The organism is Mesorhizobium sp. B2-6-4 (assembly GCF_006441495.1).
GTDB lineage: Bacteria > Pseudomonadota > Alphaproteobacteria > Rhizobiales > Rhizobiaceae > Mesorhizobium.
This window is the reverse complement of sequence record NZ_VFUE01000002.1, coordinates 122,449-148,217: the sequence shown is the minus strand read 5'-3', so window position 1 is coordinate 148,217 and position 25,769 is coordinate 122,449. Positions and strand designations below refer to the sequence as shown.

The following is a 25,769-nucleotide window of genomic DNA, read 5'->3' as shown; positions in this document are numbered from 1 at the left end:
TCCGGTTTTCCCCTGTTTCATGGAGCCCTTGATGTCCACCACCATTTCGCGACGCATCCTTCTCCTGTCTACGGCCGCACTTGCCGGCGCCGCCTTCCTCGGCCCGGCTTTTGCCGACGACCTCAAGATCACCATCGGCTACCAGACGGTGGTCGAACCCTCCAAGGTGCCGCAGGCCGATGGTGCCTATGAAAAGGCTACCAACGCCGCCATCGACTGGCGCAAATTCGATTCCGGCGCCGATGTCATCGCCGCGGTCGCATCCGGCTCGGTAGACATCGGCTATGTCGGTTCGAGCCCGCTGGCGGCGGCGGCGAGCCGCGAATTGCCGGTCCAGACCATCTTCGTCGTCGGCCTGATCGGGCCATCCGAGGCCTTGGTCGCACGCAACGGCGCCGGCATAGAGAAGGTCGCCGACCTCGCCGGCAAGAAGGTGGCCGTGCCCTTCGTCTCGACGACGCATTACAGCCTGCTTGCCGCGCTGAAACATGAGAATGTCGACCCGAAATCGGTCGAGATCCTCAATCTCAGGCCGCCGGAAATCGCCGCTGCCTTTTCGCGCGGCGATATCGATGCGGCCTATGTCTGGGATCCGGCGCTCGGCCAGGTCAAGACATCAGGCAAGGTGGTGCTGGATTCCTCCCAGGTCGCCGCCTGGGGCGCGCCGACCTTCGACGCCTGGATCGTGCGCACCGACTTTGCCGAAAAGAACCCGGAAGCGGTGCGCGACTTCGTCAAGGTGACGGGTGCGGCCTATGCCGAGTACCTGGTCAAGCCCGATGCCTGGTCGGCAGCGTCGCCGCAGGCGGCCGAGATCGCCAAGCTGACCGGCGCCAAGGTCGAGGAAGTGCCTGAACTGCTCAAGGGCTATGTCTTCCCGACACTCGAAGAACAAGCCTCCGACAAGTTCCTCGGCGGCGGCACGGTCAAGGCGATCGCGGCCGCGTCCGCCTTCCTCAAGGAGCAGGGCAAGGTAGACGCCGTGCTGCCGGACTATTCGAAATATGTGACATCGAAATACGTCACCGAGGCGCTGGCCTCGAACTGACCCGAGCGTTGGAGCGCCCCATGCCACGACGGGCAGGTGGCGCCCCTATGAGACGCGCGCGGCTTTCCTGACGCCGCGTGTCGCCTGTCCCGGAGCCGCTGACGAGGCGCGGCTTCGGGCAGGCGGACTTCAACGAACTCCCTGCGAGGGCTCATGTCGCATCTCGTGCTCGACAGAATCTCGATCCACTATGACGGCCAGCCCGCACCCGCCGTCGAGCGGGTATCGATCGACGTCGCCAGCGATGACTTCGTCGTCCTTGTCGGCCGTTCCGGCTGCGGCAAGACCTCGCTGCTCAATGTCGGCGCCGGCTTTGTTGCGCCGGCACGCGGCACGGCCGCGATCGACGGCCGGCCGATCGCAGCACCCGGTTCGGACCGTGCGGTGGTGTTCCAGAACGACGCGCTGTTTCCTTGGCTGACGGCGCGCGAGAACGTCGCCTTCGCGCTCAGGCTGCGCGGTGTCGGGCCATCCGAGCGGGCGCGCCGCGCCGACGAATTGCTCGGCCTGGTCAAGCTCACCGATGCCGGCGACAAGCGCATCTGGGAACTGTCCGGCGGCATGCGCCAGCGCGTCGGCCTTGCCCGGGCGCTGGCTGCCGGGCCGCAATTCCTGCTGCTCGACGAGCCGCTCGGCGCGCTCGATGCGCTGACGCGCGAGCGTATGCAGACGACGCTGCTCGACCTGTGGACGGCAAGCAAGGTCGGCGTGCTGATGGTCACGCACGGCATCGACGAGGCGCTGGTGCTCGCCACCCGCATCGTGGTGCTGGCGCCCGGGCCGGGCCGGGTGGTGCGGACCTTGGAGCCGGGCTTCTCCAGGCGCTACGCAGCGGGCGAGGCCATCCGCGCCATCAAGGCCGATCCTGGCTTCGCCGCGGCGCGCGGCGAACTGACCGACGCCATCTTCGAGGGAGAGGCGGCATGACCATTTTCTCCTCCTACACCGAACGCTCCGGCTCCAGGACCGAAGAGGCCGACGGCCTGTCGGTGCCATGGTCGCGCCCGGTCCCGAAGCGCAAGGGCGTTTCGGCGCGCATGGTCAGCGCGGCCACCATTCTTCTGGTGCTGGCGCTTTGGACGCTGTCGGCCCGCCTGCAACTGGTGTCGCCGGTATTCCTGCCCTCGCCTGTCGCGGTGTGGAACAAATTCATCATCGTCGCCCGCGATGGCTTTGTCGACGCAACGCTCGTCCAGCATATCGCCGCCAGTCTGGGGCGGGTGTTCGCCGCGCTCATCGCGGCGCTCCTCGTCGGCGTGCCGGTTGGCCTCGCCATCGGCATCAGCACCGTCGGCCGCGGCATTTTCGATCCGCTGCTGGAATTCCTGCGGCCGATCCCGCCGCTCGCCTATCTGCCGCTGGTCATCATCTGGTTCGGCATCGGCGAGCCGTCCAAGGTCCTGGTGATAGCCATCGCCATGCTGGCGCCGGTGGCCTTGTCGACCGCGTCCGGCGTCCGCGGCGTCTCGCAGGAGCGCATCAACGCCGCGCGTTCGCTTGGCGCGACGAGGCGCCAGGTGGTCCGCCACGTGATCCTGCCCAGCGCGCTGCCGTCGATCCTGACCGGACTGCGCATCGCGCTCGGCGCCGGGTGGTCCACGCTGGTCGCCGCCGAACTGGTGGCGGCGACGCGCGGGCTTGGCTTCATGATCCAGTCGGCGGCGCAGTTCCTGGTCACCGACGTGGTGGTCATGGGCATTTTGGTGATCGCGGCCATCGCCTTCGTGCTCGAATTCGCCATCCGCAGGATCGAGCGCGCGCTCGTGCCGTGGGCGGGACGCGAATGATCGGGAAACGGAGATGACGATGACCCATTCCACCGCCATGCTGTTCGCCCATTTCGGCACCTGGCTGCTGGGCCTGACATCCGATGGCAAGGCGATAGAGGAGGACAAGGCGACAAGGGAGGACGGTCCGCGCTCGCCGGCGCCCGTCCGACTCCCGGCCGGGCGTGACCGCCTGCCGCCGCGAGACGAAAGCTTCTACTGGGCCTGGCAGTACTGGTCGCAGTGAGAGCGGCTCAACCGCGCGAACGGTTCGCCCACACGAGCCCGGCGAGACCGACCAGCATGACGATGATGCCGATGGTGAGCCATTGCGACTGGCCGGTCATGAAGCTGCCGCCGATCGCGCCGATGCCTTGCAGCGACCACAGCGCGCCGACGGCCAGCACAATCAACGCCAGCAGATTTTTGATCAGTCTCATTGCCGGATTCTCCCTTCCGAAGTTGATCGGTCGCGTCTTCGCCGTCGCGATGAAAGAGGCAAAGGAATCGGTTCGGCAGCAGCATCTTCTACTTGGATGTTGCCGCTCGATCTTGTCAAACAAGACATGGATATCCGCTGGAACATCATCGTGAGTTGATCGCTGACCGCCGGGAAATCACTGACAGACTGTTACCGGGCGACTCCAAACGTGTGCCGGCGCCATGGAACCGCCAGATGATCGCCGCATTTCGTGCCTTATTGTCTCCGTAACGGCTGGGGCCTGTCAAAAACGGAGCCTTCCCCCAAATATGAATAACAACAACCGGACCGCGCTTGCCGCGGTGACGATCGCTGCTGGCCTGATGGTCGGCGCCTCCGCCACTCCAGCCGCCTCCGCCGCCGGTCAATGCGGCCGCGCTTCCTGGTACGCCCTGCACTCCAGGACCGCGTCGGGCGAACGGATGAACCCTTCGGCCTTGACCGCCGCACACCGCACGCTGCCTTTCGGCACCAAGCTGCGGGTCACCAACCAGAACAATGGCCGCAGCGTCGTGGTGCGCATCAACGATCGCGGACCGTTCATCCGGGGACGCGTGCTCGACCTGTCGAAGGGTGCCGCCGGCCAGCTCGGCTTCATCGGTTCGGGCCACACCGCGGTCTGCATGGCGCGCGTCTGACCACCACTGCCCGGCCCGAGGGCCGGGCCGCCTGGCGGGCCTTCGCACCTGCACAATGAGCCGGCTTGTACCGTCCAAGGCTGATTTCCAACGCTTTGGACCAAGAATGCGTATAGATCACGCCACGTGACGTATTGCATCGCAGCAATTAGTTGTTAACTTCCCCGCGAGACAGTTAGGGCCAGGCACTGCTCGCCGCCCCTTCGGTCGCAGGCCGCAGCGGGGTAAACGGATGTTCTACCAGCTCTATGAAATGAACCACGCCGCCCTGCAGCCGGCCCGTCTCTATGCCGATGCGGTGCGGCTGTTCTATTCCAACCCGCTCAATCCGTTCTCGCACACGTCCTGGGGCCGCTCGATCGCGGCGGGCGCCGAGTTGTTCGAGCGCACCACGCGCCGCTACGGCAAGCCGCAATTCGGCCTCGACAAGACGGTGGTCGACTGGAAGAGCGTGGCAGTGACCGAGAAGATCGTCTGGTCACGACCGTTCTGCAACCTGGTGCATTTCGAGCGCGCCGTGCCCGCCGGGCGGCGGCGCGATCCGAAGCTTCTGATCGTGGCGCCGATGTCGGGCCACTATGCGACGCTGCTGCGCGGCACGGTCGAAGCCATGCTGCCCCATGCCGACGTGCACATCACCGACTGGATCGACGCCCGCATGGTGCCGACGGCCGACGGCCAATTCGATCTCGACGACTATATCGACTATGTCGTCGACATGCTGCATGTGCTGGGCCCCGACACGCATGTGATGGCTGTTTGCCAGCCTTCCGTGCCGGTGCTGGCGGCCGTGGCGCTGATGGAAACGCGCGGCGACCCCTTCGTTCCCGCGACGATGACCCTGATGGGCGGGCCGATCGACACGCGCCGCAACCCGACCGCGGTCAACCTTCTGGCCGAGGAGAAGGGCATAGACTGGTTCCGCGACAATGTCGTGATGCGCGCGCCCTGGCCGGTGCCGGGCTTCGGCCGCGAGGTCTATCCAGGCTTCCTGCAGCTTTCGGGCTTCATGAGCATGAACCTCGACCGCCACATCATCGCCCACAAGGACTTCTTCATGCACCTTGTGAAGCATGACGGCGACAGCGCCGAGAAGCACCGCGACTTCTACGACGAGTATCTGGCGGTGATGGACCTGACGGCGGAGTTCTACCTGCAGACGGTCGACACGGTGTTTGTCCGCCATGCCTTGCCCAAGGGCGAGATGACGCATCGCGGCACGCCGATCGATCCCTCGGCCATCCGCAATGTCGCGCTGTTCACGGTGGAGGGCGAGAACGACGACATTTCCGGCCTTGGCCAGACGCGGGCGGCGCACGATCTGTGCGTCAACATTCCCGCCGACAGGAAGGCGCATTACATGCAGCCCGCGGTCGGGCACTACGGCGTCTTCAACGGGTCGCGCTTCCGCGCCGAGATCGTGCCGCGCATCGTCGACTTCATCACCAGCTATGGCCGCCAGAACCGGGTCGCCGTGAAACCGAAGCTGGTCCGCACCGCCAAAAGATAGGCAGCCTGCATTGCCGGCCCGATAGCGCCGGACAGGCCGGGCAGGCCTGTCGCACGGGTGCCGCTGCCATGCGTCTCGCGGGTAACCATGTCGCAAATCACCCAATCGTGGTAATTGACACGGACTGTAGATCGCCCTTAACCTTTCATTAATAACAAGGGCGAGCGGGGACAATGAATTCCTCACCAATGGCGCGAGCGCTTCGTGCGTGCGCAGTAGCCGGACTGGCGACAATGATGGGAGGCTGGGTGGCTCCGGCCTTGGCGGCCGGAGCGATGACGACCGGCGGCGTCGCGTCGCAACCGATCGGCCATTATGATTTCTGCAGGCTCAATGCCCGCGAATGCGCGATCCGTCCCGGCAATCTGGCGCCGGCCGCGATGACGGACAGATTGTGGCGCAAGCTGGCCAAGGTCACCGCCAGGGTGAATGCCGCCGTCAAGCCGATGAGCGACATGGACATCTATGGCAAGGACGAGGTCTGGGCCTATCCCGCCAAGGGCGTCGGCGACTGCGAGGACTATGTGCTGGAAAAGCGGCGCCTGCTGTCCCGGATGGGCATATCGCTTGCCGATCTTCTCATCACCGTGGTGCGCAAACCCGACGGCGAAGGGCACTCGGTGCTGACGGTGCGCACCGACAGGGGCGACTATGTGCTCGACAATCTGACCGACAAGGTCAAGGCCTGGGACGACACCGGCTACCATTTCCTCAAGCGCCAGGCGATCGACAACACCGGCCGCTGGGTCTCGATCCGCGGCGGCCAGCAGGTGCTGGTGGGGTCCGTGGAGTAAGGACAGCGGCGGGCTGCGCGGCGAACCGCCGGATGTCGGCGCCGCCCCTCATTGCCCTGCCGGGCATTTCTCCCCGTTTAGTGACGGGGAGAACGACGCTGTCATCGACGATTTCCCCAATTGCCGACGTCGCAAGAAATACGTGAAGGCGCGGCTGTCTCCCTTCTCCCCGTCCCTATACGGGGAGAAGGTGCCGGTCCACCCTCCGCAGCTGCAGCGCAGCTGCTGCGGAGGACGGGCAGGCGGATGAGGGGCAGCGCCGACGTTGCCAGTTCCGCCTTTTGCGTCCGCAGCAATTTCCCGATCTTCCGTGAACCATTTCCGTCCCGCCCGCGACACAGGGCTGTAGACGCAAACCAATCACGGAGAACTCACATGACTGCTTTTATCCGGAACACCCTTTTCGCCGCCGTCGCGGTATCATCGCTGGCCGGGCCGGCTTTGGCCGACCAGACCGTCAGCTGCGCCAAGACCGCGACCAACGATCTGTGGAGCGGCCGCTGTTGCGGCGCCGGCGACTCGAGCTGTCTGGGCGGCGGCAATAATGGCCACAGCCATGGCGACAATGGCGGCCGTGGAAACAAATGGCGGCACGGCCGGCAAGAATTGAGCGCATCACACCTGCTTGCCGGCGGCCCGCCTCTGATCGGGCGACCGCCGGCCTACCGCCGCGGCCTCAGCGCCGCGCGGATCGAGGCGGTTATGCTACGCAGTTCCTCCTCGTCGAGCTTTTCGATGTTCTCGGCCAGGAGGTTGGCAAGCTCGGTCGCGGCCGGGCTCAGGCCCGACGTGTCGAGCCTGACGCGCGGATGCGAGCCTTCGGCCAATCGCGCCAGCTCCTCGGCGTCGTCCCAGATGATGTTGAAATAGCCGATGATCTTCTGGATCAGCGTCCAGGTCGGCGCGCCGCGCCTTCCATGCTCGAGCGCCGACAGATAGGCGGCGCTGACGCCGATGGCGGCGGCCATGTCCTTCTGGGTGACGCCGCGCTCGGCCCGCAGCGCCCGCAGCCTCTCGCCGAACGGGGTCACGATCCCATCCTCACGACCGGACCCGCCGCAGCCTGACATAGAGCGCGCCCGAGCCGCCATGGTTGCGCGCGGCATGGTCGTGACTGGAGACCAGCGGCCGGAACGCCGGCGTCGACAGCCAGGCCGGCACAGCGCGGCGCAGCACGCCGTCGCCGCCCGACGACGAGCCCTTGCCGGTGATGACCAGGACGTAACGGATGCCGCCGGCATGGGCGCGGTGCAGGAAGGAGAACAGCAGCGAATAGGCTTCGTCCTGCGTCATGCCGTGCAGGTCGACCCGGCCTTCGATGGGCAGCCGGCCTTTCGACAGTTTGTCCAGCGTCGGCTCGTCGAGCGCATGGGAGACATGCTGGGCCTTCGGCTTCGCCGCGCTGGCCGGACCGGCAACGGGCCGGGCGTGTTGCGTCGGCGCCGGCTTCGCCTCAAGGTCGAAATCCGGGACGGGCACGGCGGCCTTGCCCTTCAGCGGCTTGGCCGTGCGCGCCACCAGGTTCCACAGCACCCGGTCGTCCTCGCTCAGCCTGTCGGGGCGGCGGGTCATGGCCTCGACCCCGAGACGAGCGGGCGCGGCACCAGCGCGTAGAAATCGGCCGGATTGCGCACCACGCCGGCAATCTCGCCGGCGGCATCGCCCGACCCGGCGAAGAGATCTCCGCGCGCCGGCCCAGTGATGGCGGAGCCGGTGTCCTGCGCGATCATGAGGCGCCGGAACGGTTTTGCCTCGAAAGCCGTCAGCGATGGCGCATCGATGTAGAAGGGCGTGCCGAATGTGTGCAGCAGCCGGTCGACGGCGATCGAGCGGCCCGGCGTCAGCGGCACCTTGGCGGCGGCGATCGGCCCGAGTGCTGCGTCCTCGACCGCGGCCTCCCGGAAGAAGATATAGGAACGGTTCTGCCACAGGATCTCGTCGACGCGGCCGGGATGCGCCCTGAACCAGGCGCGGATCGACTGCATCGTCACGTTTTCCAGCGGGATCTCGCCGAGCTCGCTCAACACCTTGCCGGGCCCGGTGAAGCGCTGGCCGGACTTGGCCGCATAGGTGACGCGACACAGCCGGCCGTCGGTCATGAGAAGCCGCGCCGCGCCCTGCACATGGATGAAGAAGGCGTCGACCTTGTCGGCCAACCAGGCGATCTCCAGGCCCTTGCCGGCGAGCGCGCCCCGCTCGATCGCGCCACGGTCGAAATATTCGGCCGGCCCGTCCGGCGTCCGGCGCGCGAAAGCGAGATAGGGGTCCATTCCGTCGGGCCGGTTGGCGTCGTCGACATCGACGAGATCGGCGGGACGCGACAGAAGCGGCACGGCAAAACGCTCCGTGCGCACCGGCGAGGCCTCGACCTCCGGTTCGTAGAAGCCGGTGACGAGGCCGGCGCCGGTCTCTGGACTCACCAGCATGGGGACGAAATGACGCTCGAAGAAGGCGCGGGCCTCCGACCGGCTGGCAGGAGGGGCCGCGCGCGCCTCGGCATAGGCACCGGCAAAGGCGTCGAAGTCGACGCCGAGCGCGCCGCTGCGATAGGGCTTGGCCAGGACATGGAAGGCAGAGCGGCGAAAGGCCTCCAAGGCCGCCAGATGGTCGTCGTCATCCCAGCCGGGCAGAGCGCCGAAGGATCTTTCGCTGAATGCCTGATGGAAGGACACGACAGGCCCGCCGCGGTCAGGGATTCAATCTTCTTCTTCGGTGGCGACGAGCTTCCAGTTCGGGTCGCGCGAGCGCGTGTCGCGGGCGAAGGTCCAGACGTCCTTGACCTCGGCGACGGTTTCGGGGTCGCCGTCGATGACCGCACCGGCCTTGTCGCGCGTCGCCGAAATCAGCTCGCTGATGATGCGCAGCGTGACATGCGCCTCGCCGCCCTTCATCTCGGCCGAGACGATGTCGGCCTTGTCGATGCCGACGAAGGAAGACTGGATCTTTTCCGACCGCGCCTCGCGCTCGCCGATCGCGGCGACGAAACCGTCATAGACATCGCGCGACAGAAGGTTCTTCAGCGTTTTGCGATCGCCGTCGGCATAGGCCATGACGATCATCTCGTAAGCCATCTTGGCGCCGTCGACGAAACCCTTCGGGTCGAAGGACGGATCGTTGTCCTTGATCGTGCGCAGGCCCTTGTTGAGGTCGGTGCCGGGCTTGGCAAAGGCGTCGATGGCCGCATAGACCTCGCCGGCCGGCTCGCCGGGCTGGCGCTTGCGCGGCAGCGACACGACATTCTCGGACTTCTGCGCATCCTTGTCGCCGGTGCGGGCGGCGGTATAGGGATCGAAAGGCGGCCGTTCGCTGCCGGTACGACGGCCCAGCACATTGCGCAGCTGGAAAAAGATCACAACTGCCGCAATCAGAAAGAAAATCGTGCCGAAGTCGAAGAAACCCATATCTTCCGCCAATCAATCCTGCCCTCGGCCGGACCGCCCGGCCAACAGGGCAGCGGTCGCATAGCGTTCAACATGCAAACCATATAGAACGCAAGGCGCAATCATTCAAATCAAAGGCAGCCATACCTATCTAACAGCCTCGGCGCCAGCGGCCGGTGGCCGCTGGCAGGCAAAACAGACCAACGCCAGAACGATCGGAAGGATCGGCAAGACTTGCGCATTTCGTTATTTCCCGTTTTTCTTCTGGCGCTTCCGCTGCTGGAGATCGCCGGCTTCGTCATAGTCGGGCGCCAGATCGGCGCGCTGGCGACGGTCGGCCTGGTGCTCGCCTCGAGCATCGCCGGGGCGCTGCTGCTCAGGCATCAGGGTTTTGGCGTCATGAGCCGCATCAGCACCGAGATGGGCGCCGGCCGTGATCCGAGCCGCCAGCTCGCGCACGGCGCCATGATCGTGCTCGCCGCGATCCTGCTGATCATCCCGGGCTTCATATCGGACATTTTCGGCATTCTCCTGTTCCTGCCGCCGGTGCGCGATCTTGCCTGGCGCAGGCTCAAGGGCCGCATCGTGGTGGCGACGAATTTCTCGGCCGGCGGCTTCCGCGGCCGGCCGCGCGACAGGGTCATCGACCTCGACGACGGCGATTATTCGCGCGAAGACGATTTCAAGCGCGGGCCGGACCACAATTCGCCATGGCGCCGCCTGAAGGACGACTGAGGCTATATTGATGTTCAGGTGATGCCGGCCTGACCTGAATCTCGACGCAGTCTGGATCCCCTCCGGTCGCAAGGCGGCAAACCTTGTCTTGTCATGCCGGCCATGGTAGCGAACGCCCGATTTCAATTCGGTCAGCAATGCTGCCCAGGCAAAAGGACACAAGGCTCATGGCCAGCAAAGATGACGCGCCGGTCGGCGCCAACGGAAACGGCAACACGGCGCAGCCCTCGCTCAACGTCCTTGCCCAGTATGTGAAGGACCTTTCCTTCGAGAGCCCCGGCGCGCCGAACTCGCTGCGCGGCCGCGATAAGGCGCCCGGCATCGCCATCAACGTCAACGTCAACGCCAATCCGCTCTCCGACAAGCAGTTCGACGTCAACCTGACGCTGAACGCCAAGGCGTCCTTCGACCAGGAAGTGCTGTTCAATGTCGAGCTGGTCTATGGCGGCGTTTTCGCCATCAGTGGCTTCCCGCAGGAACACATGCTGCCGATCCTGTTCATCGAATGCCCGCGGCTGCTGTTCCCGTTCGCCCGGCAGATCATCGCCGAGGCAACGCGCAATGGCGGCTTCCCGCCGCTGATGCTCGACCCGATCGATTTCGCGCAGATGTTCCAGCAGAAGCTGGCCGAGGACCAGGCGGCGTCGAAGGTCCAGGTGAGCTGATTCCGGCTCGTACGGATATTGCAGAAAGACCCGGCCTCGCGCCGGGTTTTTCGTTTTCGAGGCCGGTTTGGCCGCGAAGCCCCCCGACTTCGAGGAGAACGGCGCGCTTAGGCGCCCATCACCTTCAGCCACAGCGCCTTCTCACCCAGCGTGGCGACCATGCCGGCATGCGCCGCGCGCTCGGCTTCGCTCAGGCGCGGGGGGAGGGCGATCGGCCGCGCACCGACCGAGATATCGATGTCTGCCACTTCGCCCGCGCCGTTCATCTGCACTGAAACTGTGTCCAGGATCAGAGCCGTCTGCTTGCCGCCGATCAGCTCGATATAGACTTCGGCCAACAGCTCCGAATCCAGCAAGGCGCCGTGCTTGGTGCGCCGCGCATTGTCGATGCCATAGCGCCGGCAGAGCGCATCGAGCGAATTGGGACCCATCGGATGCCTGCGCCGCGCCAGCGCCAGCGTGTCGACGACGCGCCCGATGTCGACGGCCGGATGGCCGAGCCGGCCGAACTCGACATTGAGGAATCCGATGTCGAAGGTGGCGTTGTGGGCGACCAGCTTGGCGCCGTCGGTGAAGGCGATCCACTCCTCGACGATCTCGGCGAAGGACGGCTTACCCTGCAGGTCAGCCATGCTGATGCCGTGCACGGCCTGCGCCTCGGCGTGGATCGAGCGGCCCTGCGGGTTGATGTAGTGGTGGAAAGTCTTGCCGGTCGGAAAGCGGTTGACCAGCTCGACGCCGCCAAGCTCGATGATGCGGTCGTCGCGCATGTCGAGGCCGGTGGTTTCCGTATCGAAAATGATCTCACGCATCGAATCAGTCGCTCCTGGCAAGCAGAATCGTGAGAGCGGAACAAAATGGCAATGGGCAATGACTTTTTTCCTTCTCCCCCTGGGGGAGAAGGAAAAGAGGCGCCGATCTAACCTCTCAAATCCGCGATGATAGCTTTGACCTCAGCCCGCGCGGCATCCAGGCCCTGGCTGGTATCGATGACGAAGTCGGCCTGGCGGCGCTTTTGCGCATCCGGCACCTGGCTGGCGAGGATGGAGGCGAGTTTCTCTTCGCTCATGCCGGGCCGCGCCAGCACGCGCTGGCGCTGGACTTCGGCCGGCGCGGTGACGACGACGACCTTGTCGACGCGGTCGCGGCCGCCGGTTTCGAACAGGAGCGGAATGTCGAGGACGGCAAGCGGCGCGCCGGCGGCGCGGTTGCGCGCCAGGAACGCGTCGGCGTCGGCGCGCACCAGCGGATGGATGATCGCTTCCAGCCTTTTCAGCGCGGCCGCATCGCCAAGCACCCGAGCGCCGAGCTTTGCCCGGTCGACGCCTCCGGCGCCGGTGGTTCCTGGAAACGCGGCCTCGACCAGGGGGGCTGCCTTGCCGGCATAGAGGCGATGCACCGTCTCGTCGGAATCGTGGACCGGGATGCCGGCCTCGGCAAACATTTTCGCGGTGGTCGACTTGCCCATGCCGATCGAACCGGTGAGGCCGAGCACGATCATGGTTTTGGCGCCAGATCGGCTTCGACGAGCGCGCGCAATTCGGGTGTGACCCGGGGCCGCACGCCGAACCAGCGCTCGAAACCCGGCACCGCCTGGTTGAGCAGCATGCCGAGGCCGTCCACCGTCTTCAGCTTGCGCGCGCTTGCCGCCGCAAGCAGCGGCGTCTCGAGCGGCACATAGACGATGTCGGTGACGATCGCGTGGTCCGGCAAAAGGGCCGGGTCGGCGGCTAGACCCTCATTGCCTTGCATGCCGAGCGCCGTGGTGTTGATGAGCAGGCCGGCATCGGCAAGCAGTTCACCGGTCGCCGCCACGCCGTGCGCGGAGACACCGGCGCCGAACCGGTCGCGCAATTCCACCGCCCGGGCAAGCGTGCGGTTGACGATGCGGATATCGCGGATGCCGCGCTGCTTCAGCGCGTGGATGACGGCGCGCGAGGCGCCGCCGGCGCCGAGCACCACCGCCGGGCCAATGGACGCCCAACCCGGCGCATGATCGTCGAGATTGGCGGCGAAGCCATGGCTGTCGGTGTTGCCGCCCCACAGGTGACCGTCCTCCAGCCAAAGCGTGTTGACGGCGCCGATCTGCTGGGCTGCCTCATCGCGGTGCTCGACCAGGGCGAAGGCGGCCTCCTTGTGCGGGATGGTGACGTTGCCGCCGAGATAACCGCTCGCTTGCAATGTGCTCAGGAATTCGGCGAAATCCTGCGGCGCGACATCGATCGCCTGGTAGCTGCCGTCGATGCCGTATCTGGCCAGCCAGTGGCCGTGGATCTTCGGCGAGCGCGAATGCTTGATCGGGTGACCGGTGACGAAGGCCTTTTTGGTCGCCTCAGCCATCGATCGCTCCCAGCGTGCGCAGTTCGGCCAGCAGCGGCAGCAGCGGCAGGCCGACAATGGTAAAGTGGTCGCCCTCGATCTTCTCGAAGAGCTGGATGCCTTCGCCTTCGACCTGGTAGGCGCCGACGCTCGACAGCGCCCTTGAGCCGACGCGCGCCAGATGGCGGCCGATGAAGGCCGGATCGAGCTTGCGCATGGTGAGGCTGGCGATGCCGACATGGCGCCACAGCACCTCGCCGTCGCGGACCAGGACCGCGGCGCTGTTGAGCTGATGGGTCCTTCCCGACAGCGCCAGCAGATGGCGGCGCGCCCCTTCCATGTCGGCCGGCTTGTGGAACACCTCGTCGCCGAGCGACAGCGTCTGGTCGCAGCCGAGCACCAACGCGCCGGGCCTGCGCTCGCTTACTTCGGTGGCCTTGGCTTCGGCCAGCACCAGCGCGACATCCTCGGGCGAGGCGCCGCTGCCTTGCAGGGGCGCCTCGAGCGCGCGCTCGTCGACATCAGGCGCAACCGCCTCGACGTCGATGCCGGCACCGAGGAGCATCGTCTTGCGGAACGGACTGCCGGAGGCGAGGATGATTTTTTCGGTCATGCTGGTTCACCCAGGGTTGGCGTTCCGTCGCGCACCCCTCACTTCTCTCATCTGCACCTACCGCGTCTTCCCCCGCAGGGCAACGATTGCCGCCGCCGTCTCCTCGATCGAGCGGCGGCTGACGTCGATCATCGGCCAGCCATGGCGGGTACAGATCTGGCGGGCATAGGCGAGCTCCTCGTTGATGGCGGCGCGGTCGACATAGTCGCCTGGCACATAGGCGCTGCTGTTGCCGAGGATGCGGTTCTGGCGGACATGCGAGATGCGTTCGGCGGTGGCGACAAGGCCGACGATCAGCGGCGTCCTGGCGTTGATCAGGCTTTCGGGCACCGGCACGCCGAGCACGATCGGAATGTTGGCGGTCTTGATGCCCCTGTTGGCGAGATAGATGCTGGTCGGCGTCTTGGACGTGCGCGAAATGCCGACCAGCACGATGTCGGCATCGTCCATATTGGCCGGCAACTGGCCGTCATCATGTTCCATGGTGAAGTTGAGTGCGTCGATGCGGCGGAAATATTCGGCATCGAGGACGTGCTGGGCGCCGACGCGGCGGCCGGCCGGCGTGCCCAGATAGGACTGGAAGACGGTGAGCACCGGCTCCAGCACGGAGACGCAGGGCAGGCCCATGGCGGCGCAGCGCTCGTCGATGCCGCGCGCCAGCTTCTGGTCGACGACGGTGTAGAGAATGATGCCCGGCTCCTCCTCGATGTCCTCGAACACTTTGGCCACCTGTTTTTCGGTTCGGATGAGCGGGTAGATGTGCTCGATGGCGCGCGCATCCTTGTATTGCGCCGAAGCCGCGCGGCCGGCCGCGAGCAGCGTTTCGCCGGTGGCGTCGGAGATCAGGTGCAGGTGGAAGAAGCTCTGGGGTTTGTTCACAGGGTTTTACCTAGGGCTGTGGGCGGATGTGGATAAAGCAGGGTTCGGAAAACCCGCCGGCCGGATCGACTGTATCAGATGCCGGTTTGTCCACAATTCGATGCGCTGTAGGCTTCGTCGGGCGGCTGGGGACAAGTCCGTGGACGAAGATTTTTGCCTTTTGTCTATCCACAGGACGAGCCTGCAGGATCGCTGCTCTAGCGTGTTGAGTCCAATGGAAGATTCCGGATCGTCCCCAGAACCCTGCAAGCGGCGATTGGAAATGCGCGACAATATGCTTGCTGGTGTTTTGACGGCCAAAGCGGGACAGGTGACAACCACCACAACCAACAGACTCTTAGAATCAGAAGATTCTTTAAAATAAGATATTTGATTAAAGGGAAGCCGGGAGAGGCGAGCGCTCTATGCCTGCAAGACGGATCATGCTGGACGTGCTGAAGGGTGAGACAGTGTTTCCGCCGCCGCTCTGGATGATGCGCCAGGCCGGGCGCTATCTGCCGGAATACCGCGAGACGCGCCGACGCGCAGGTTCATTCCTCGACCTCTGCTATGATCCCGACCTTGCCTTCGAGGTGACCATGCAGCCGATCGAGCGCTTCGGCTTCGACGCCTCGATCCTGTTCTCCGACATCCTTGTCGTTCCGCATGCGCTTGGCCGCGACGTGCGCTTCGAAGAGGGGCGAGGGCCGCTGCTGACGCCGATCACGGCGGCTGAAATCGCGGCCCTGGACAGCACGGTGTTTCACGTGAATCTCGAACCGGTCTACGAGACGGTTCGCCGGTTGCGGACGAAACTGCCCGATGAAATCACGCTGATCGGCTTCTGCGGCGCGCCATGGACGGTGGCGACCTACATGATCGCCGGGCACGGCACGCCGGACCAGGCGCCGGCGCGGCTGTTCGCCTATCGCGAGCCGGCGGCGTTTCGTCAGCTGCTCAAGGTGCTGGCCGATCATTCGGCCGCCTATCTCATCAGGCAGATCGGGGCCGGCGCCGATGTGGTACAGATATTCGATTCCTGGTCCGGCGTGCTCGACGATGCTTGTTTCGAGCTGTTCTGCGTCGAGCCGGTGGCCGAGATCGTCAGGCAGGTTCGAGCGGTCCATCCCGATGTGCCGATCATCGGTTTTCCCAAGGGCGCCGGCGCGCGCTACCGGAGCTATCGCGAGAAGACCGGCGTCACGGGGCTGGGGATCGACTGGACGGTGCCGCTGGAAACAGCGAAGGCGTTGCAGCGGGAAGGGGCCGTCCAGGGCAATCTCGATCCGCTGCGGCTGGTCGCCGGCGGCAAGGCGCTGGCCGACGGCGTCAGCGCGATCCTGGAGAGCCTGGGAAGCGGACCGTTGATCTTCAATCTTGGCCACGGCATCACCCCGGAAACGCCCGTGGCGCATGTCGAGGCGATGGTGAAACTGGTGAGGAGCGCGACACGCTGATGGCCGGGATGAGCAACACCAACAGCACGGGCCAGGCGATGATGCGCATGGTGATCGGCATCGCGGCCCTGGTCGTGCTCACCGCGCTGCTGTTTCTGGCGGCCCCAGACGGCTTCTATCTCTGGGCCAAGACGATCCACGTTCTTGCCGTCATTTCGTGGATGGCGGGCATGCTCTATCTGCCGCGGCTGCTGGTCTATCACGCCGATGCCGAGAAGGGTTCGGTGCAGTCGGAGACTTTCAAGGTGATGGAGCGCCGGCTGCTGCGCGGCATCATCAACCCGGCGATGATCGTCACCTGGGTGTTCGGCCTGTGGCTGGCCTGGAAAGGTTTTGGTTTCCAGGGTGGCTGGCTGCACGGCAAGATCGCGCTGGTGCTGGTTCTGTCCGGCATCCACGGCTATCTGGCCGGCGCGGTGCGAAAATTCGCCGAGGATCGTAACGAAAAACCCGCGAGGCACTGGCGGATCGTCAACGAGGTCCCCACATTGCTGATGATCGCTATCGTGATCCTGGTCGTCGTCAAGCCGTTCTGAACCTTCGGACCTCTCTCACGACCTGCTAAAAGGCGGCTTGCTCTTTCAGCCGGCCGACGATAAAAGACGGGTCTTCCTTCCCGTCATGCGCCGCCCTTCATTGCTTTTGGCCGCGCCCGGCATTTATCGCATCCCGCCGATTTCCTCCCAAAAGCCTACCCAGAGTCTATCCTAATGCAAGAAATGAAACTCACCGAGTTCAAGAACAAGAAACCGCCAGAGCTGATCGCCTATGCCGAATCGCTCGAGGTGGAGAACGCCAGCGTCATGCGCAAGCAGGAGCTGATGTTCGCAATCCTCAAGAAGCTGGCCGCCCAGGACATCGAGATCATCGGCGACGGCGTGGTCGAAGTCTTGCAGGACGGTTTCGGTTTTCTGCGCTCGGCCAACGCCAATTATCTGCCGGGTCCCGACGACATTTATATTTCGCCCTCGCAGATCCGACGCTTTTCGCTCAAGACCGGCGATACGGTCGAGGGGCCGATCCGCAGTCCGAAAGAGGGCGAGCGCTATTTCGCGCTGCTCAAGGTCAACACGATCAATTTCGACGATCCCGAAAAGATCCGCCACAAGATCCACTTCGACAATCTGACGCCGCTCTATCCGACCAAGCGGCTGAAGATGGAGATCGACAACCCGACCTCCAAAGATATCTCGCCGCGCGTGATCGACCTGGTGGCGCCGATCGGCAAGGGCCAACGCGCGTTGATCAACGCGCAGCCGCGTACCGGCAAGACGGTTCTCATGCAGAACATCGCCCACTCGATTACCGCCAACCATCCGGAATGCTACCTGATCGTGCTTCTGATCGACGAGCGGCCGGAGGAAGTGACAGACATGCAGCGCTCGGTGAAGGGCGAGGTGATCTCCTCGACCTTCGATGAGCCGGCTGTGCGCCACGTGCAGGTCGCCGAGATGGTCATCGAGAAAGCCAAGCGGCTGGTCGAGCATGGCCGCGACGTCGTCATCCTGCTCGATTCGATCACCCGCCTCGGGCGCGCCTACAACACCGTGGTGCCGTCTTCCGGCAAGGTGCTGACCGGAGGCGTCGACGCCAATGCGCTGCAGCGGCCGAAGCGTTTCTTTGGTGCCGCCCGCAACATCGAGGAAGGCGGTTCGCTGACCATCATTGCCACCGCGCTGATCGACACCGGCAGCCGCATGGATGAAGTCATCTTCGAAGAGTTCAAGGGCACCGGCAACTGCGAAATCCAGCTCGACCGCAAGGTCGCCGACAAGCGCATCTACCCGGCCATGGACATTCTGAAGTCGGGTACCCGCAAGGAAGACCTGCTCGTGCCGCGCGCTGACCTGCAGAAGATCTTCGTGCTGCGCCGCATCCTGGCGCCGATGGGAACCACCGACGCGATCGAGTTCCTCATCGACAAACTGAAGCAGACCAAGACCAATGCGGACTTCTTCGATTCAATGAATACGTAGTTCGCAGAGCGAGCTCCACTTCTTCGTCATCCTCGGGCTTGACCCGAGGATCCATGCCATGGCCTCTCCCAAAGAGCGCGGCGGACTGGATCTCCACCTGTTGCAGCGCTCGAAAGTCACGGCATGGATCCTAGGGTCTCCGCCACGGAGCTTCGCTCCTGCTTCGCCCTAGGATGACGAACTCTATGGTCTTCGTCGCAATAGCCCTTCCAATTCATCCGGATCGCTCACCGCCGGCAAACACACCTGCCCCGTGCACAGCCACGCGCCCGGCCTGTCGGCGGGAGGCAGGATCCCGCCCGGCAACAGCGGTCGATTCGCCTGCGTGCCGAGCGCCACCACAATATCCACCCGGCGCGGATCGGGATTGCGATTCGCTACCGGAACGAGCGTTGGATTTGTCAAATCGTCCACAAGCACCAGCTTTAGCGGCTCTATGGCGAGCGCCGAGGCGTTGAGGATGCCGGCCTGGCCATAGGCCTGGTGCGCCGCGCGGCCGGCGGCATGTTCGGCGACTTTCGTCGCTTTCTCCTGCAGGTCGAGATCGCTGGTCAGCGCGGCGAGCCGGACGAGCGCCTCGATGACCTGACCGGTGGCCGACGCAATAGCCTCGTCGACATCGCCCCTGATGCGGATCGGCACGTCGGTGCTGTCGGATGCCGTGAGATAATAGCCGGTGCCGTCGGCATCGGCGTGCCAGCGGTCGAGCTGCTCGACGAATTGCCGGGCCCGATCGGCGTAGCTCCAGTCGCCGGTGGCTTCGAACAGGGCGATCGCCGCATTGGTCATCGACGCATAGTCGCTCGACAGGGCCGGGAACAGTTTCTTGGCGCCGAGCATGGAATGCGGCAGCCGTCCGCCCTCGGCGGAAGAGGCGATCTGGTCGAATGCGGTCTTGGCCGCGTCGATCCAGTCTTGCCGCGCCAGCGAGCGGCCGGCCTCGGCAAGTGCCGAGATCATCTGGCCGTTCCAGTCGGCGAGGACCTTGCCGTCGCGGCCGGGCCTGACGCGCCATTCCCGGACCGCCAGCAGCCTTGCCTTGAGAGCGGCCAGAAGCGGTTGCTCGGCAATGCCTTGCCCCTGCTGGGCCAGCGTCTGGTGGATGACAGGCTTGCCTTCCCAACCGGGTGGGCTGGAGAGCATGAAGCGGTTGAAAAACAACGGAGAATCGTCGCCGAGCGCGGCCTCGATCTCTTCCCGGCTCCAGGTGTAGAAAAGGCCCTCCTCGCCCTCGCTGTCGGCATCGAGACTGGCGGCGAAGGCGCCGCCATCGACGCGCATCTCACGCAGCAGCCAGCCGATGGTCTCCTCGATTCGGACCCGGAACAAACACTTCCCGCTCGCGGCATGGGCCCAGTTGCAAAAACGGATGAGCTGCGCGTTGTCGTAGAGCATCTTTTCGAAATGCGGCACCAGCCATTGCGCGTCCGTGGAATAGCGGCTGAGACCGCCGCCGACGTGATCGTAGATGCCGCCGGCCAGCATCCGTTCGAGGCTCAGGAGGACATCGTCGCGGTGACCGGCATTGCCGTCGCGCAGCCACGACAGCCACAGTGTCTGCATGAATGGCGCATTGGGGAATTTCGGCGCGCCGCGCAGGCCGCCGAGATCCTTGTCGATCATGCCGTCTATGCCTCTGGCGAGCGCGGCAAGCGTGTCGCGGTCGAGCGCGGTGCGGGCATGCGCGCCGGCGAGCCGGGTTTCGACATGCGAAGTCAGCCCGTCGGCGCTCTGGTTCAGGCTTGCTCTTTTCTCGCGCCAGGCCTTGTCGATCGCCTCCATGACCTGGATGAAGCCCGGGCGGCCATAGCGCGGCTCGCGCGGGAAATAGGTGCCGCCCCAGAAAGGCTTGCCGTCCGGGGTCAGGAACATGGTCAGCGGCCAGCCGCCCTGCTCGCCCATCGAGGACAGCGCCGCCATGTAGATCTGGTCGATGTCGGGACGCTCCTCGCGGTCGACCTTGATATTGACGAACAGACGGTTCATGACGGCGGCGACGTCGTCATTCTCGAAGCTTTCATGGGCCATGACGTGGCACCAGTGGCAGGCGGCATAGCCGATCGACAGCAGGATCGGCCGATCCAGCGCCCTCGCCTCGTCAAGCGACGCCGGCGACCAGGCCCGCCAATGCACGGGATTGCCGCTGTGCTGCTGCAAATAGGGGCTGGCTTCGTCGGCAAGCAGATTTTGCGCAGGCAGTGTCACGATGAGCGGTCCGGCGAAACAGGGGTTGGATAGTGAAGCTAGGGCGGTCCAACAAGGCGGGCAAATGATTTCGGCCGACACCATCGTCGCGCTTTCCAGCGGCCGCCTGCCCGCCGGCGTCGCCGTCATCCGCATTTCGGGGCCAAAGACTCGATTCGTTGTCGAAACGATCGCCGGCGGTATGGTTAAGGGCCGCGTGGCCAGCCTGCGCAAGCTGCGGGCGCCCGATGGCGGCGTGCTCGACAGTGGCCTGGTGATCTTTTTCCCCGGCCCCGGCAGCTTCACCGGCGAGGACGTGGCGGAATTCCAGGTGCATGGCGGCCGCGCCGTGGTGGCGAGGCTGTTGGAGACGATCGCCGGTTTCGAAGGCGTCAGGCACGCCGAAGCGGGCGAGTTTACGCGCCGGGCCTTCCTTAATGGCAAGGTCGATCTGGTAAGGACGGAAGCGCTGGCCGATCTGGTCAACGCCGAGACCGAGGCGCAGCGGCGCTTCGCGGTGCAGAATGCCGAGGGCGCGCAAGCCGAGCTTTATCTGAGCTGGCGGCGGCGGCTGATCCATGCGCGCGCCATGATCGAGGCCGAGATCGACTTTGCCGACGAGGACGATATTCCCGGGTCCGTTTCGGACACGGTCTGGTCTGACGTCTCGGCGATGATTGGGGAGATCGACCGCCACATTGCCGGGTTTCGTGCCGGCGAAATCCTCCGCGACGGGTTCGAGGTCGTTATCCTCGGCGCCCCAAACGCCGGCAAGTCGAGCCTGTTCAACGCTTTGGCGCGGCGCGATGCAGCTATTGTAACGGATGAGCCAGGCACGACGCGGGACCTGCTCGAGATCGTACTTGACCTCGAAGGCCTGCGGGTCAGGCTGACCGACACCGCAGGCCTGCGCGATGCGGCCGGCAAGGTGGAAGCGATCGGCATCGAGAAGGCGCGAGCCAAGGCGCATGGCGCCGACCTCTTGCTCATCCTCGTGGATATGGCCGACCCGCATCCCGTTGCTCTTCAACGCGAGGGGATCGCGACCCTGCGCGTGGGCACCAAGCTCGATCTGGTGCACGGGCAAGCCGCTGCCGGGGGCTATGATCGCGCCATCTCGACGAAGGACGGGACCGGCGTGGCGGAGCTGTTGACCGAGATCGCCAGGCTCGCGGCCGCGCAGGTCGGCGAAGCGGGCGACATCCTGCCCTCACGGCTTCGCCACGTTGAATTGCTAGGCGATGCCAACCGCTTCCTGCTGCGCGCGGCCGAGAGCCCGGACGCCGGGCAGGAACTGCGCGCCGAGGATCTGCGGCTGGCCGCCGACCGGCTCGGCCGGATCGTCGGCGCTGTCGATGTCGAGGACATGCTGGATGTGATTTTCTCGCAGTTCTGCATCGGGAAATGATTCACGTGGAACATTGTCGGGGCGCGGACGCCGTCAAGCCTCCCTTCTCCCCGTCACTATACGGGGAGAAGGTGCCGGCAGGCGGATGAGGGGCAGCGCTGACCTCGGCTTCTATCACGACGGGCCCGGCCGATGACTCACGTGAAACAGAAGGGCTCTCCGACCGACGTTGTTTCACGTGAAACGGCTGCGCCGGGGTCAATCGCCAGCGTCGGCGCTACCCCGCACTTGCCTGCCGGCATTCTCTTATCCGGCATTCTCTTATAAGGACGGGGAGAGGGCGCGCTGTTATTTCCAGTTTCGGCAATTATCAGCCTTGTAAATGAAGGTGCCGGCTTTGCGGTCAGCGCTGTCTCCCTGTGCCAGGGAGAAGTGCCGACACGGCGCCGGGGGGCGGCGCCGGCGGTCGATACACGTGACTCACGTGAAACACTACAATGAGGCTCGCCGTCCTGTTTCACGTGAAACTCCCGCGAAGTTTCTTGACACCGTCCCGCTGCGGGGACATCTCTCCACCAAACTTCGAATCCAGGGCGTTTTGAAATGACCGATCACTATGATGTGGTTGTGGTGGGTGGCGGCCATGCGGGCAGCGAGGCGGCCAGCGCGGCTGCGCGTGCGGGCGCCAGGACAGCGCTGGTGACGCTGCGTTTCGACACGATCGGCGTGATGTCCTGCAATCCGGCCATTGGCGGGCTCGGCAAGGGCCATCTGGTGCGCGAGATCGACGCCATGGACGGACTGATGGGCCGGGTGGCGGATGCCGCCGGCATCCAGTTTCGCCTGCTCAACCGACGCAAGGGGCCAGCCGTGCGCGGCCCGCGCACCCAGGCCGACCGGAAACTTTACCGGCTCGCCATGCAGGAGGCGGTCAGGCAGCAGGGCGGTCTCGATGTGATCGAGGGCGAGGTGCTCGACTTCGACATCGACGATTCGGGGTGCCTGCGCGCCGTTCTCCTGGCCGACGGCCGGCGCCTTGCCTGCGGCGCGGTGGTCCTGACCACCGGAACTTTCCTGCGCGGGTTGATCCATATCGGCGAGAAGAAGATCGTCGCCGGCCGCATGAACGAACAGGCGAGCCTTGGCCTGTCGGCGACGATGAGCCGCGCGGGCTTCAAGCTCAGCCGCCTGAAGACCGGCACGCCGCCGCGCCTCGACGGGCGCACCATCGACTGGGCGTCGCTGGAAAGCCAGGCGGCGGATGACGAACCGGTGCCGTTCTCGCTGCTGACCGACCGCATCGAGACGCCCCAGATCGAATGCGGCATCACGCGCACGACCGCGGCCACGCATGAACTGATCCGCGCCAATCTCGGGCGCTCGGCCATGTATTCGGGTTCGATCGAAGGCGTCGGGCCGCGCTACTGTCCGTCGATCGAAGACAAGATCGTCAAGTTCGGCGACCGCGAAGGCCACCAGATTTTTCTCGAGCCGGAAGGCCTGGACGACGACACGGTCTATCCCAACGGCATCTCGACCTCGCTGCCGGAGGAGGTTCAGCTCGAAATCTTGAAGACCATCCCGGGGCTGGACCGAGCGGTGATGCTGCAGCCCGGTTATGCCATCGAATATGACCATGTCGACCCGCGCGAGCTCCATCCGACGCTGGAGACAAAGCGCGTCGGCGGCCTGTTCCTCGCCGGGCAGATCAACGGCACGACCGGCTATGAGGAGGCCGCCGCGCAAGGCCTGCTCGCGGGCCTCAATGCCGCAAGGCGGGCGTCGGGCAGCGAGCAGGTCGTGCTCAGCCGCACCGAAGCCTATATCGGCGTCATGGTCGACGATCTGACCAGCCGCGGCATCAGCGAGCCTTACCGCATGTTCACCTCGCGCGCCGAATTCCGGCTTTCGCTGCGCGCCGACAATGCCGACGAGCGGCTAACGCCGCTGGCTGCAAGGCTGGGTATAGCGTCAGCCCGGCGGATGCAGCGGTTCGGCGAGGTGGAGCAGCGCCTCGCCGAAGCGCGCCGGCTGGCGCTCGGCATAAAGCTGACACCCAACGAGGCGGCGCGCCACGGGCTGGAGGTCAATCGCGACGGCGTGCGCAGATCCGCCTATGAACTGCTCGCCTATCCCGGCGTCGACGTGGCTTGGCTGGCCCGAATCGATAGGAATTTCGGGACGATCGACGCCAGGACGGCGGAGCGCCTCGAAACGGAAGCGAAATATTCGGTTTATCTCGATCGCCAGAAGAGCGACGTCGCCCAAATCCGGCACGAGGAAAGCCGGCTCATCCCCGAGTCGCTCGACTTCGCCGAGGTGCCGGGACTATCGAACGAGCTGAAGCAGAAGATGCATGCGCGGCGACCGCGTTCGGTTGCCGACGCGCAGCGCATGGAAGGCATGACGCCGGCGGCGCTGGCCATCATCGTCGCTCATATCAGGCATTCCGAGAGCGCGCAAAGGGACGTCGCGTGAGCGCTGCCTCCTGGGAGAGCCTGCGCAACGCCGCCGGTCCCGTTTCACGTGAAACATTCGATCGCCTGGTGGCGTTCGAAGAGATGTTCCAGAAATGGAACCGCAGCATCAATCTGGTCGCGCAATCCACGGCCGGCGATGTCTGGCAACGCCACATACTGGACAGCGCGCAGCTCTGGCGAATCGAGGATAAAGCGCTGCGATGGGTCGATATCGGCTCGGGCGGCGGATTTCCGGGACTGGTCCTGGCGTTCCTGCTTGCCGAGCGTGACGGCGCCAGCATCGACCTGGTCGAAAGCAATCGCAAGAAAGCGGGATTCCTGCAAGCCGTCGTCGGCCAGTTCGGTCTGCCGGCGCGTGTCGTCGCGCGCCGCATCGACGACAGCCATGCGCTTGTCGCGGCACCGGAAATCGTCACGGCGCGGGCGCTGGCGCCGCTTTCGACCTTGCTTGAGCTGGCGGGGCCGTGGCTGACATCAGGCGCGCGCGGGCTGTTCCACAAAGGCCGGGATTACCGCGCCGAAGTGCAAGAAAGCGTTAACCGCTGGAGCTTCGATCTGGTAGAACATCCAAGCATGACCGACCCTGGCGGCGTCATCCTTGAACTGTCCAATGTGCGACCTGTCTGAACAAAGACCTGTCCGAATCCGTGTTGGCGACCCAAAATGAATTCCTGGCATAGACCCATGATGAAGAACGGCCCTCGAATCATCACCGTAGCCAACCAGAAGGGCGGTGTCGGCAAGACCACCACTGCCATCAACCTGGCCACCGCGCTGGCGGCGATCGGCGAGAAGGTGCTGATCGTCGACCTCGATCCGCAAGGCAATGCCAGCACCGGCCTCGGCATCGACCGCAAGGACCGCACGGTGTCGTCCTATGACGTGCTGACCGGCGAGCTGGAGCTTGAGGAGGCGGCGATCCCGACGGCGGTGCCCGGCCTGTCGATCGTGCCGTCGACCCTCGACCTGCTCGGCATCGAGATGGAGATCGCCTCGGCGCCGGACCGGGTGCTGCGGCTGCGCAACGCCCTGCGCGCCGCATCGGCGCGTTCGGCCGGGTTTGGCTATGTGCTTATCGACTGTCCGCCGTCGCTCAATCTTTTGACCTTGAATTCGATGGCGGCAGCCGATTCCGTTCTGGTGCCGCTGCAATGCGAGTTCTTCGCGCTGGAAGGTCTCAGCCAGCTGCTCGAAACCGTCGAGCAGGTGCGCCGCTCGATCAACCCGGATCTCACCATCCAGGGCATCGTGCTGACCATGTATGACGGCCGCAACAACCTCGCCAACCAGGTGGTGCAGGACGTGCGCGAGCATATGGGGGACAAGGTCTACGAGACCATCATTCCGCGCAATGTGCGGGTGTCGGAAGCGCCGTCCTACGGCAAGCCGGCGATCCTCTACGACCTCAAATGCTCCGGCAGCCAGGCTTATCTGCAGCTTGCGTCGGAAGTGATCCGCCGCGAGCGTAAATTGCGCGCCGCTTAACAAGCGGCCGCGCATGGAGCAAAAACCGATTC

The 25,769-nt window shown here is 65.0% G+C and carries 27 protein-coding genes; 16 read left to right on the top strand and 11 right to left on the bottom strand.

Going from position 1 to position 25,769, the window contains the following annotated elements; translation table 11 throughout:
* Window positions 1-31: 31 nt before the first annotated feature.
* The 4 genes from tauA to FJ426_RS03125 all read left to right on the top strand — a co-directional run bounded on the left by tauA (window position 32) and on the right by FJ426_RS03125 (window position 3,061).
* Window positions 32-1,048, top strand: a complete 1,017-nt coding sequence (tauA, locus tag FJ426_RS03140) for a taurine ABC transporter substrate-binding protein (protein ID WP_140559161.1) — start codon at window positions 32-34, stop codon at window positions 1,046-1,048.
* A gap of 153 nt (window positions 1,049-1,201) precedes the next feature.
* On the top strand, window positions 1,202-1,975 hold the full coding sequence (locus FJ426_RS03135; RefSeq protein WP_140514111.1) for a taurine ABC transporter ATP-binding protein: 774 nt from the start codon (window positions 1,202-1,204) through the stop codon (window positions 1,973-1,975).
* Window positions 1,972-2,835 (top strand): ABC transporter permease subunit, encoded by an 864-nt coding sequence (locus tag FJ426_RS03130; protein ID WP_140559162.1) that lies wholly within the window; start codon window positions 1,972-1,974, stop codon window positions 2,833-2,835. The genes FJ426_RS03135 and FJ426_RS03130 overlap by 4 nt, the downstream gene beginning before the upstream one ends.
* A gap of 19 nt (window positions 2,836-2,854) precedes the next feature.
* Window positions 2,855-3,061: a hypothetical protein gene (locus tag FJ426_RS03125; RefSeq protein WP_140491853.1), complete on the top strand. Its 207-nt coding sequence runs from the start codon at window positions 2,855-2,857 to the stop codon at window positions 3,059-3,061.
* Between the two features lie 7 nt (window positions 3,062-3,068).
* Here FJ426_RS03125 and FJ426_RS31225 read toward each other — a convergent pair whose 3' ends face one another.
* Window positions 3,069-3,254, bottom strand: a complete 186-nt coding sequence (locus FJ426_RS31225) for a hypothetical protein (RefSeq protein WP_181165190.1) — start codon at window positions 3,252-3,254, stop codon at window positions 3,069-3,071.
* 310 nt (window positions 3,255-3,564) lie between these two features.
* Between FJ426_RS31225 and FJ426_RS03115 the strand changes: the two genes are divergently transcribed.
* From FJ426_RS03115 to FJ426_RS03105, 3 genes are all read left to right on the top strand, one after another.
* On the top strand, window positions 3,565-3,933 hold the full coding sequence (locus FJ426_RS03115; protein WP_140491856.1) for a septal ring lytic transglycosylase RlpA family protein: 369 nt from the start codon (window positions 3,565-3,567) through the stop codon (window positions 3,931-3,933).
* Between the two features lie 232 nt (window positions 3,934-4,165).
* Window positions 4,166-5,443 (top strand): polyhydroxyalkanoate depolymerase, encoded by a 1,278-nt coding sequence (locus FJ426_RS03110; protein ID WP_140524467.1) that lies wholly within the window; start codon window positions 4,166-4,168, stop codon window positions 5,441-5,443.
* A gap of 173 nt (window positions 5,444-5,616) precedes the next feature.
* Complete coding sequence (locus FJ426_RS03105; RefSeq protein ID WP_140491861.1) at window positions 5,617-6,237, top strand: transglutaminase-like cysteine peptidase; 621 nt, start codon at window positions 5,617-5,619, stop codon at window positions 6,235-6,237.
* Between the two features lie 662 nt (window positions 6,238-6,899).
* On the opposite strand, the gene FJ426_RS03095 is transcribed toward FJ426_RS03105, so the two are convergent.
* From FJ426_RS03095 to FJ426_RS03080, 4 genes are read right to left on the bottom strand one after another with little or no spacing between them, the layout of a single operon-like run.
* Window positions 6,900-7,268 (bottom strand): helix-turn-helix transcriptional regulator, encoded by a 369-nt coding sequence (locus FJ426_RS03095; RefSeq protein ID WP_140559163.1) that lies wholly within the window; start codon window positions 7,266-7,268, stop codon window positions 6,900-6,902.
* Between the two features lie 10 nt (window positions 7,269-7,278).
* A complete protein-coding gene (locus FJ426_RS03090) occupies window positions 7,279-7,809 on the bottom strand; it encodes a Smr/MutS family protein (protein ID WP_140559164.1) in 531 nt (176 codons plus the stop codon).
* Window positions 7,806-8,909, bottom strand: coding sequence for a murein transglycosylase A (locus tag FJ426_RS03085; RefSeq protein ID WP_140559165.1), 1,104 nt, complete (start codon window positions 8,907-8,909; stop codon window positions 7,806-7,808). The genes FJ426_RS03090 and FJ426_RS03085 overlap by 4 nt, the downstream gene beginning before the upstream one ends.
* A gap of 24 nt (window positions 8,910-8,933) precedes the next feature.
* Window positions 8,934-9,638 carry a Tim44/TimA family putative adaptor protein gene (locus tag FJ426_RS03080; RefSeq protein ID WP_140514105.1) on the bottom strand — a complete coding sequence of 235 codons (705 nt, stop codon included), beginning with the start codon at window positions 9,636-9,638 and terminating at the stop codon, window positions 8,934-8,936.
* Between the two features lie 213 nt (window positions 9,639-9,851).
* Here FJ426_RS03080 and FJ426_RS03075 point away from each other — a divergent pair, with 213 nt between their 5' ends.
* Window positions 9,852-10,352 (top strand): FxsA family protein, encoded by a 501-nt coding sequence (locus FJ426_RS03075; protein ID WP_140491873.1) that lies wholly within the window; start codon window positions 9,852-9,854, stop codon window positions 10,350-10,352.
* Between the two features lie 167 nt (window positions 10,353-10,519).
* Window positions 10,520-11,017, top strand: a complete 498-nt coding sequence (gene secB, locus FJ426_RS03070) for a protein-export chaperone SecB (protein WP_140491875.1) — start codon at window positions 10,520-10,522, stop codon at window positions 11,015-11,017.
* Between the two features lie 107 nt (window positions 11,018-11,124).
* Here the strand turns inward: secB and dnaQ are convergent, their stop codons facing one another.
* The 5 genes from dnaQ to FJ426_RS03045 all read right to left on the bottom strand — a co-directional run bounded on the left by dnaQ (window position 11,125) and on the right by FJ426_RS03045 (window position 14,828).
* Window positions 11,125-11,829, bottom strand: coding sequence for a DNA polymerase III subunit epsilon (dnaQ, locus tag FJ426_RS03065; RefSeq protein ID WP_140514104.1), 705 nt, complete (start codon window positions 11,827-11,829; stop codon window positions 11,125-11,127).
* A 107-nt stretch (window positions 11,830-11,936) separates the two neighbouring features.
* Window positions 11,937-12,518, bottom strand: coding sequence for a dephospho-CoA kinase (gene coaE / locus FJ426_RS03060; RefSeq protein ID WP_140559166.1), 582 nt, complete (start codon window positions 12,516-12,518; stop codon window positions 11,937-11,939).
* Complete coding sequence (locus FJ426_RS03055; RefSeq protein ID WP_140673837.1) at window positions 12,515-13,357, bottom strand: shikimate dehydrogenase; 843 nt, start codon at window positions 13,355-13,357, stop codon at window positions 12,515-12,517. Before FJ426_RS03055 ends, coaE begins: the two co-directional genes overlap by 4 nt.
* On the bottom strand, window positions 13,350-13,949 hold the full coding sequence (locus FJ426_RS03050; protein WP_140491900.1) for a Maf-like protein: 600 nt from the start codon (window positions 13,947-13,949) through the stop codon (window positions 13,350-13,352). The genes FJ426_RS03055 and FJ426_RS03050 overlap by 8 nt, the downstream gene beginning before the upstream one ends.
* A 57-nt stretch (window positions 13,950-14,006) precedes the next feature.
* On the bottom strand, window positions 14,007-14,828 hold the full coding sequence (locus FJ426_RS03045; RefSeq protein WP_140559168.1) for a pyruvate, water dikinase regulatory protein: 822 nt from the start codon (window positions 14,826-14,828) through the stop codon (window positions 14,007-14,009).
* Window positions 14,829-15,232: 404 nt separating this feature from the next.
* Here FJ426_RS03045 and hemE point away from each other — a divergent pair, with 404 nt between their 5' ends.
* From hemE to rho, 3 genes are all read left to right on the top strand, one after another.
* Window positions 15,233-16,264 carry a uroporphyrinogen decarboxylase gene (gene hemE / locus FJ426_RS03040; protein ID WP_140559169.1) on the top strand — a complete coding sequence of 344 codons (1,032 nt, stop codon included), beginning with the start codon at window positions 15,233-15,235 and terminating at the stop codon, window positions 16,262-16,264.
* Window positions 16,264-16,800, top strand: a complete 537-nt coding sequence (hemJ, locus tag FJ426_RS03035; RefSeq protein WP_140559170.1) for a protoporphyrinogen oxidase HemJ — start codon at window positions 16,264-16,266, stop codon at window positions 16,798-16,800. Before hemE ends, hemJ begins: the two co-directional genes overlap by 1 nt.
* A 174-nt stretch (window positions 16,801-16,974) precedes the next feature.
* Window positions 16,975-18,240, top strand: a complete 1,266-nt coding sequence (rho, locus tag FJ426_RS03030; RefSeq protein WP_140491913.1) for a transcription termination factor Rho — start codon at window positions 16,975-16,977, stop codon at window positions 18,238-18,240.
* Between the two features lie 183 nt (window positions 18,241-18,423).
* On the opposite strand, the gene FJ426_RS03025 is transcribed toward rho, so the two are convergent.
* Window positions 18,424-20,445 (bottom strand): thioredoxin domain-containing protein, encoded by a 2,022-nt coding sequence (locus FJ426_RS03025; RefSeq protein WP_140559171.1) that lies wholly within the window; start codon window positions 20,443-20,445, stop codon window positions 18,424-18,426.
* Between the two features lie 64 nt (window positions 20,446-20,509).
* Here FJ426_RS03025 and mnmE point away from each other — a divergent pair, with 64 nt between their 5' ends.
* The 4 genes from mnmE to FJ426_RS03005 all read left to right on the top strand — a co-directional run bounded on the left by mnmE (window position 20,510) and on the right by FJ426_RS03005 (window position 25,737).
* The gene (mnmE, locus tag FJ426_RS03020) at window positions 20,510-21,832 is read left to right on the top strand and encodes a tRNA uridine-5-carboxymethylaminomethyl(34) synthesis GTPase MnmE (RefSeq protein WP_140559172.1); all 1,323 of its coding nucleotides are present in this window, start codon (window positions 20,510-20,512) and stop codon (window positions 21,830-21,832) included.
* 543 nt (window positions 21,833-22,375) lie between these two features.
* Entirely contained in the window at window positions 22,376-24,250 is a 1,875-nt protein-coding gene (gene mnmG / locus FJ426_RS03015) for a tRNA uridine-5-carboxymethylaminomethyl(34) synthesis enzyme MnmG (RefSeq protein WP_140559173.1), read from the top strand.
* On the top strand, window positions 24,247-24,879 hold the full coding sequence (gene rsmG / locus FJ426_RS03010) for a 16S rRNA (guanine(527)-N(7))-methyltransferase RsmG (RefSeq protein ID WP_140559174.1): 633 nt from the start codon (window positions 24,247-24,249) through the stop codon (window positions 24,877-24,879). The genes mnmG and rsmG overlap by 4 nt, the downstream gene beginning before the upstream one ends.
* Before the next feature lie 57 nt (window positions 24,880-24,936).
* The gene (locus tag FJ426_RS03005; protein ID WP_140491929.1) at window positions 24,937-25,737 is read left to right on the top strand and encodes a ParA family protein; all 801 of its coding nucleotides are present in this window, start codon (window positions 24,937-24,939) and stop codon (window positions 25,735-25,737) included.
* Window positions 25,738-25,769: the final 32 nt, after the last annotated feature.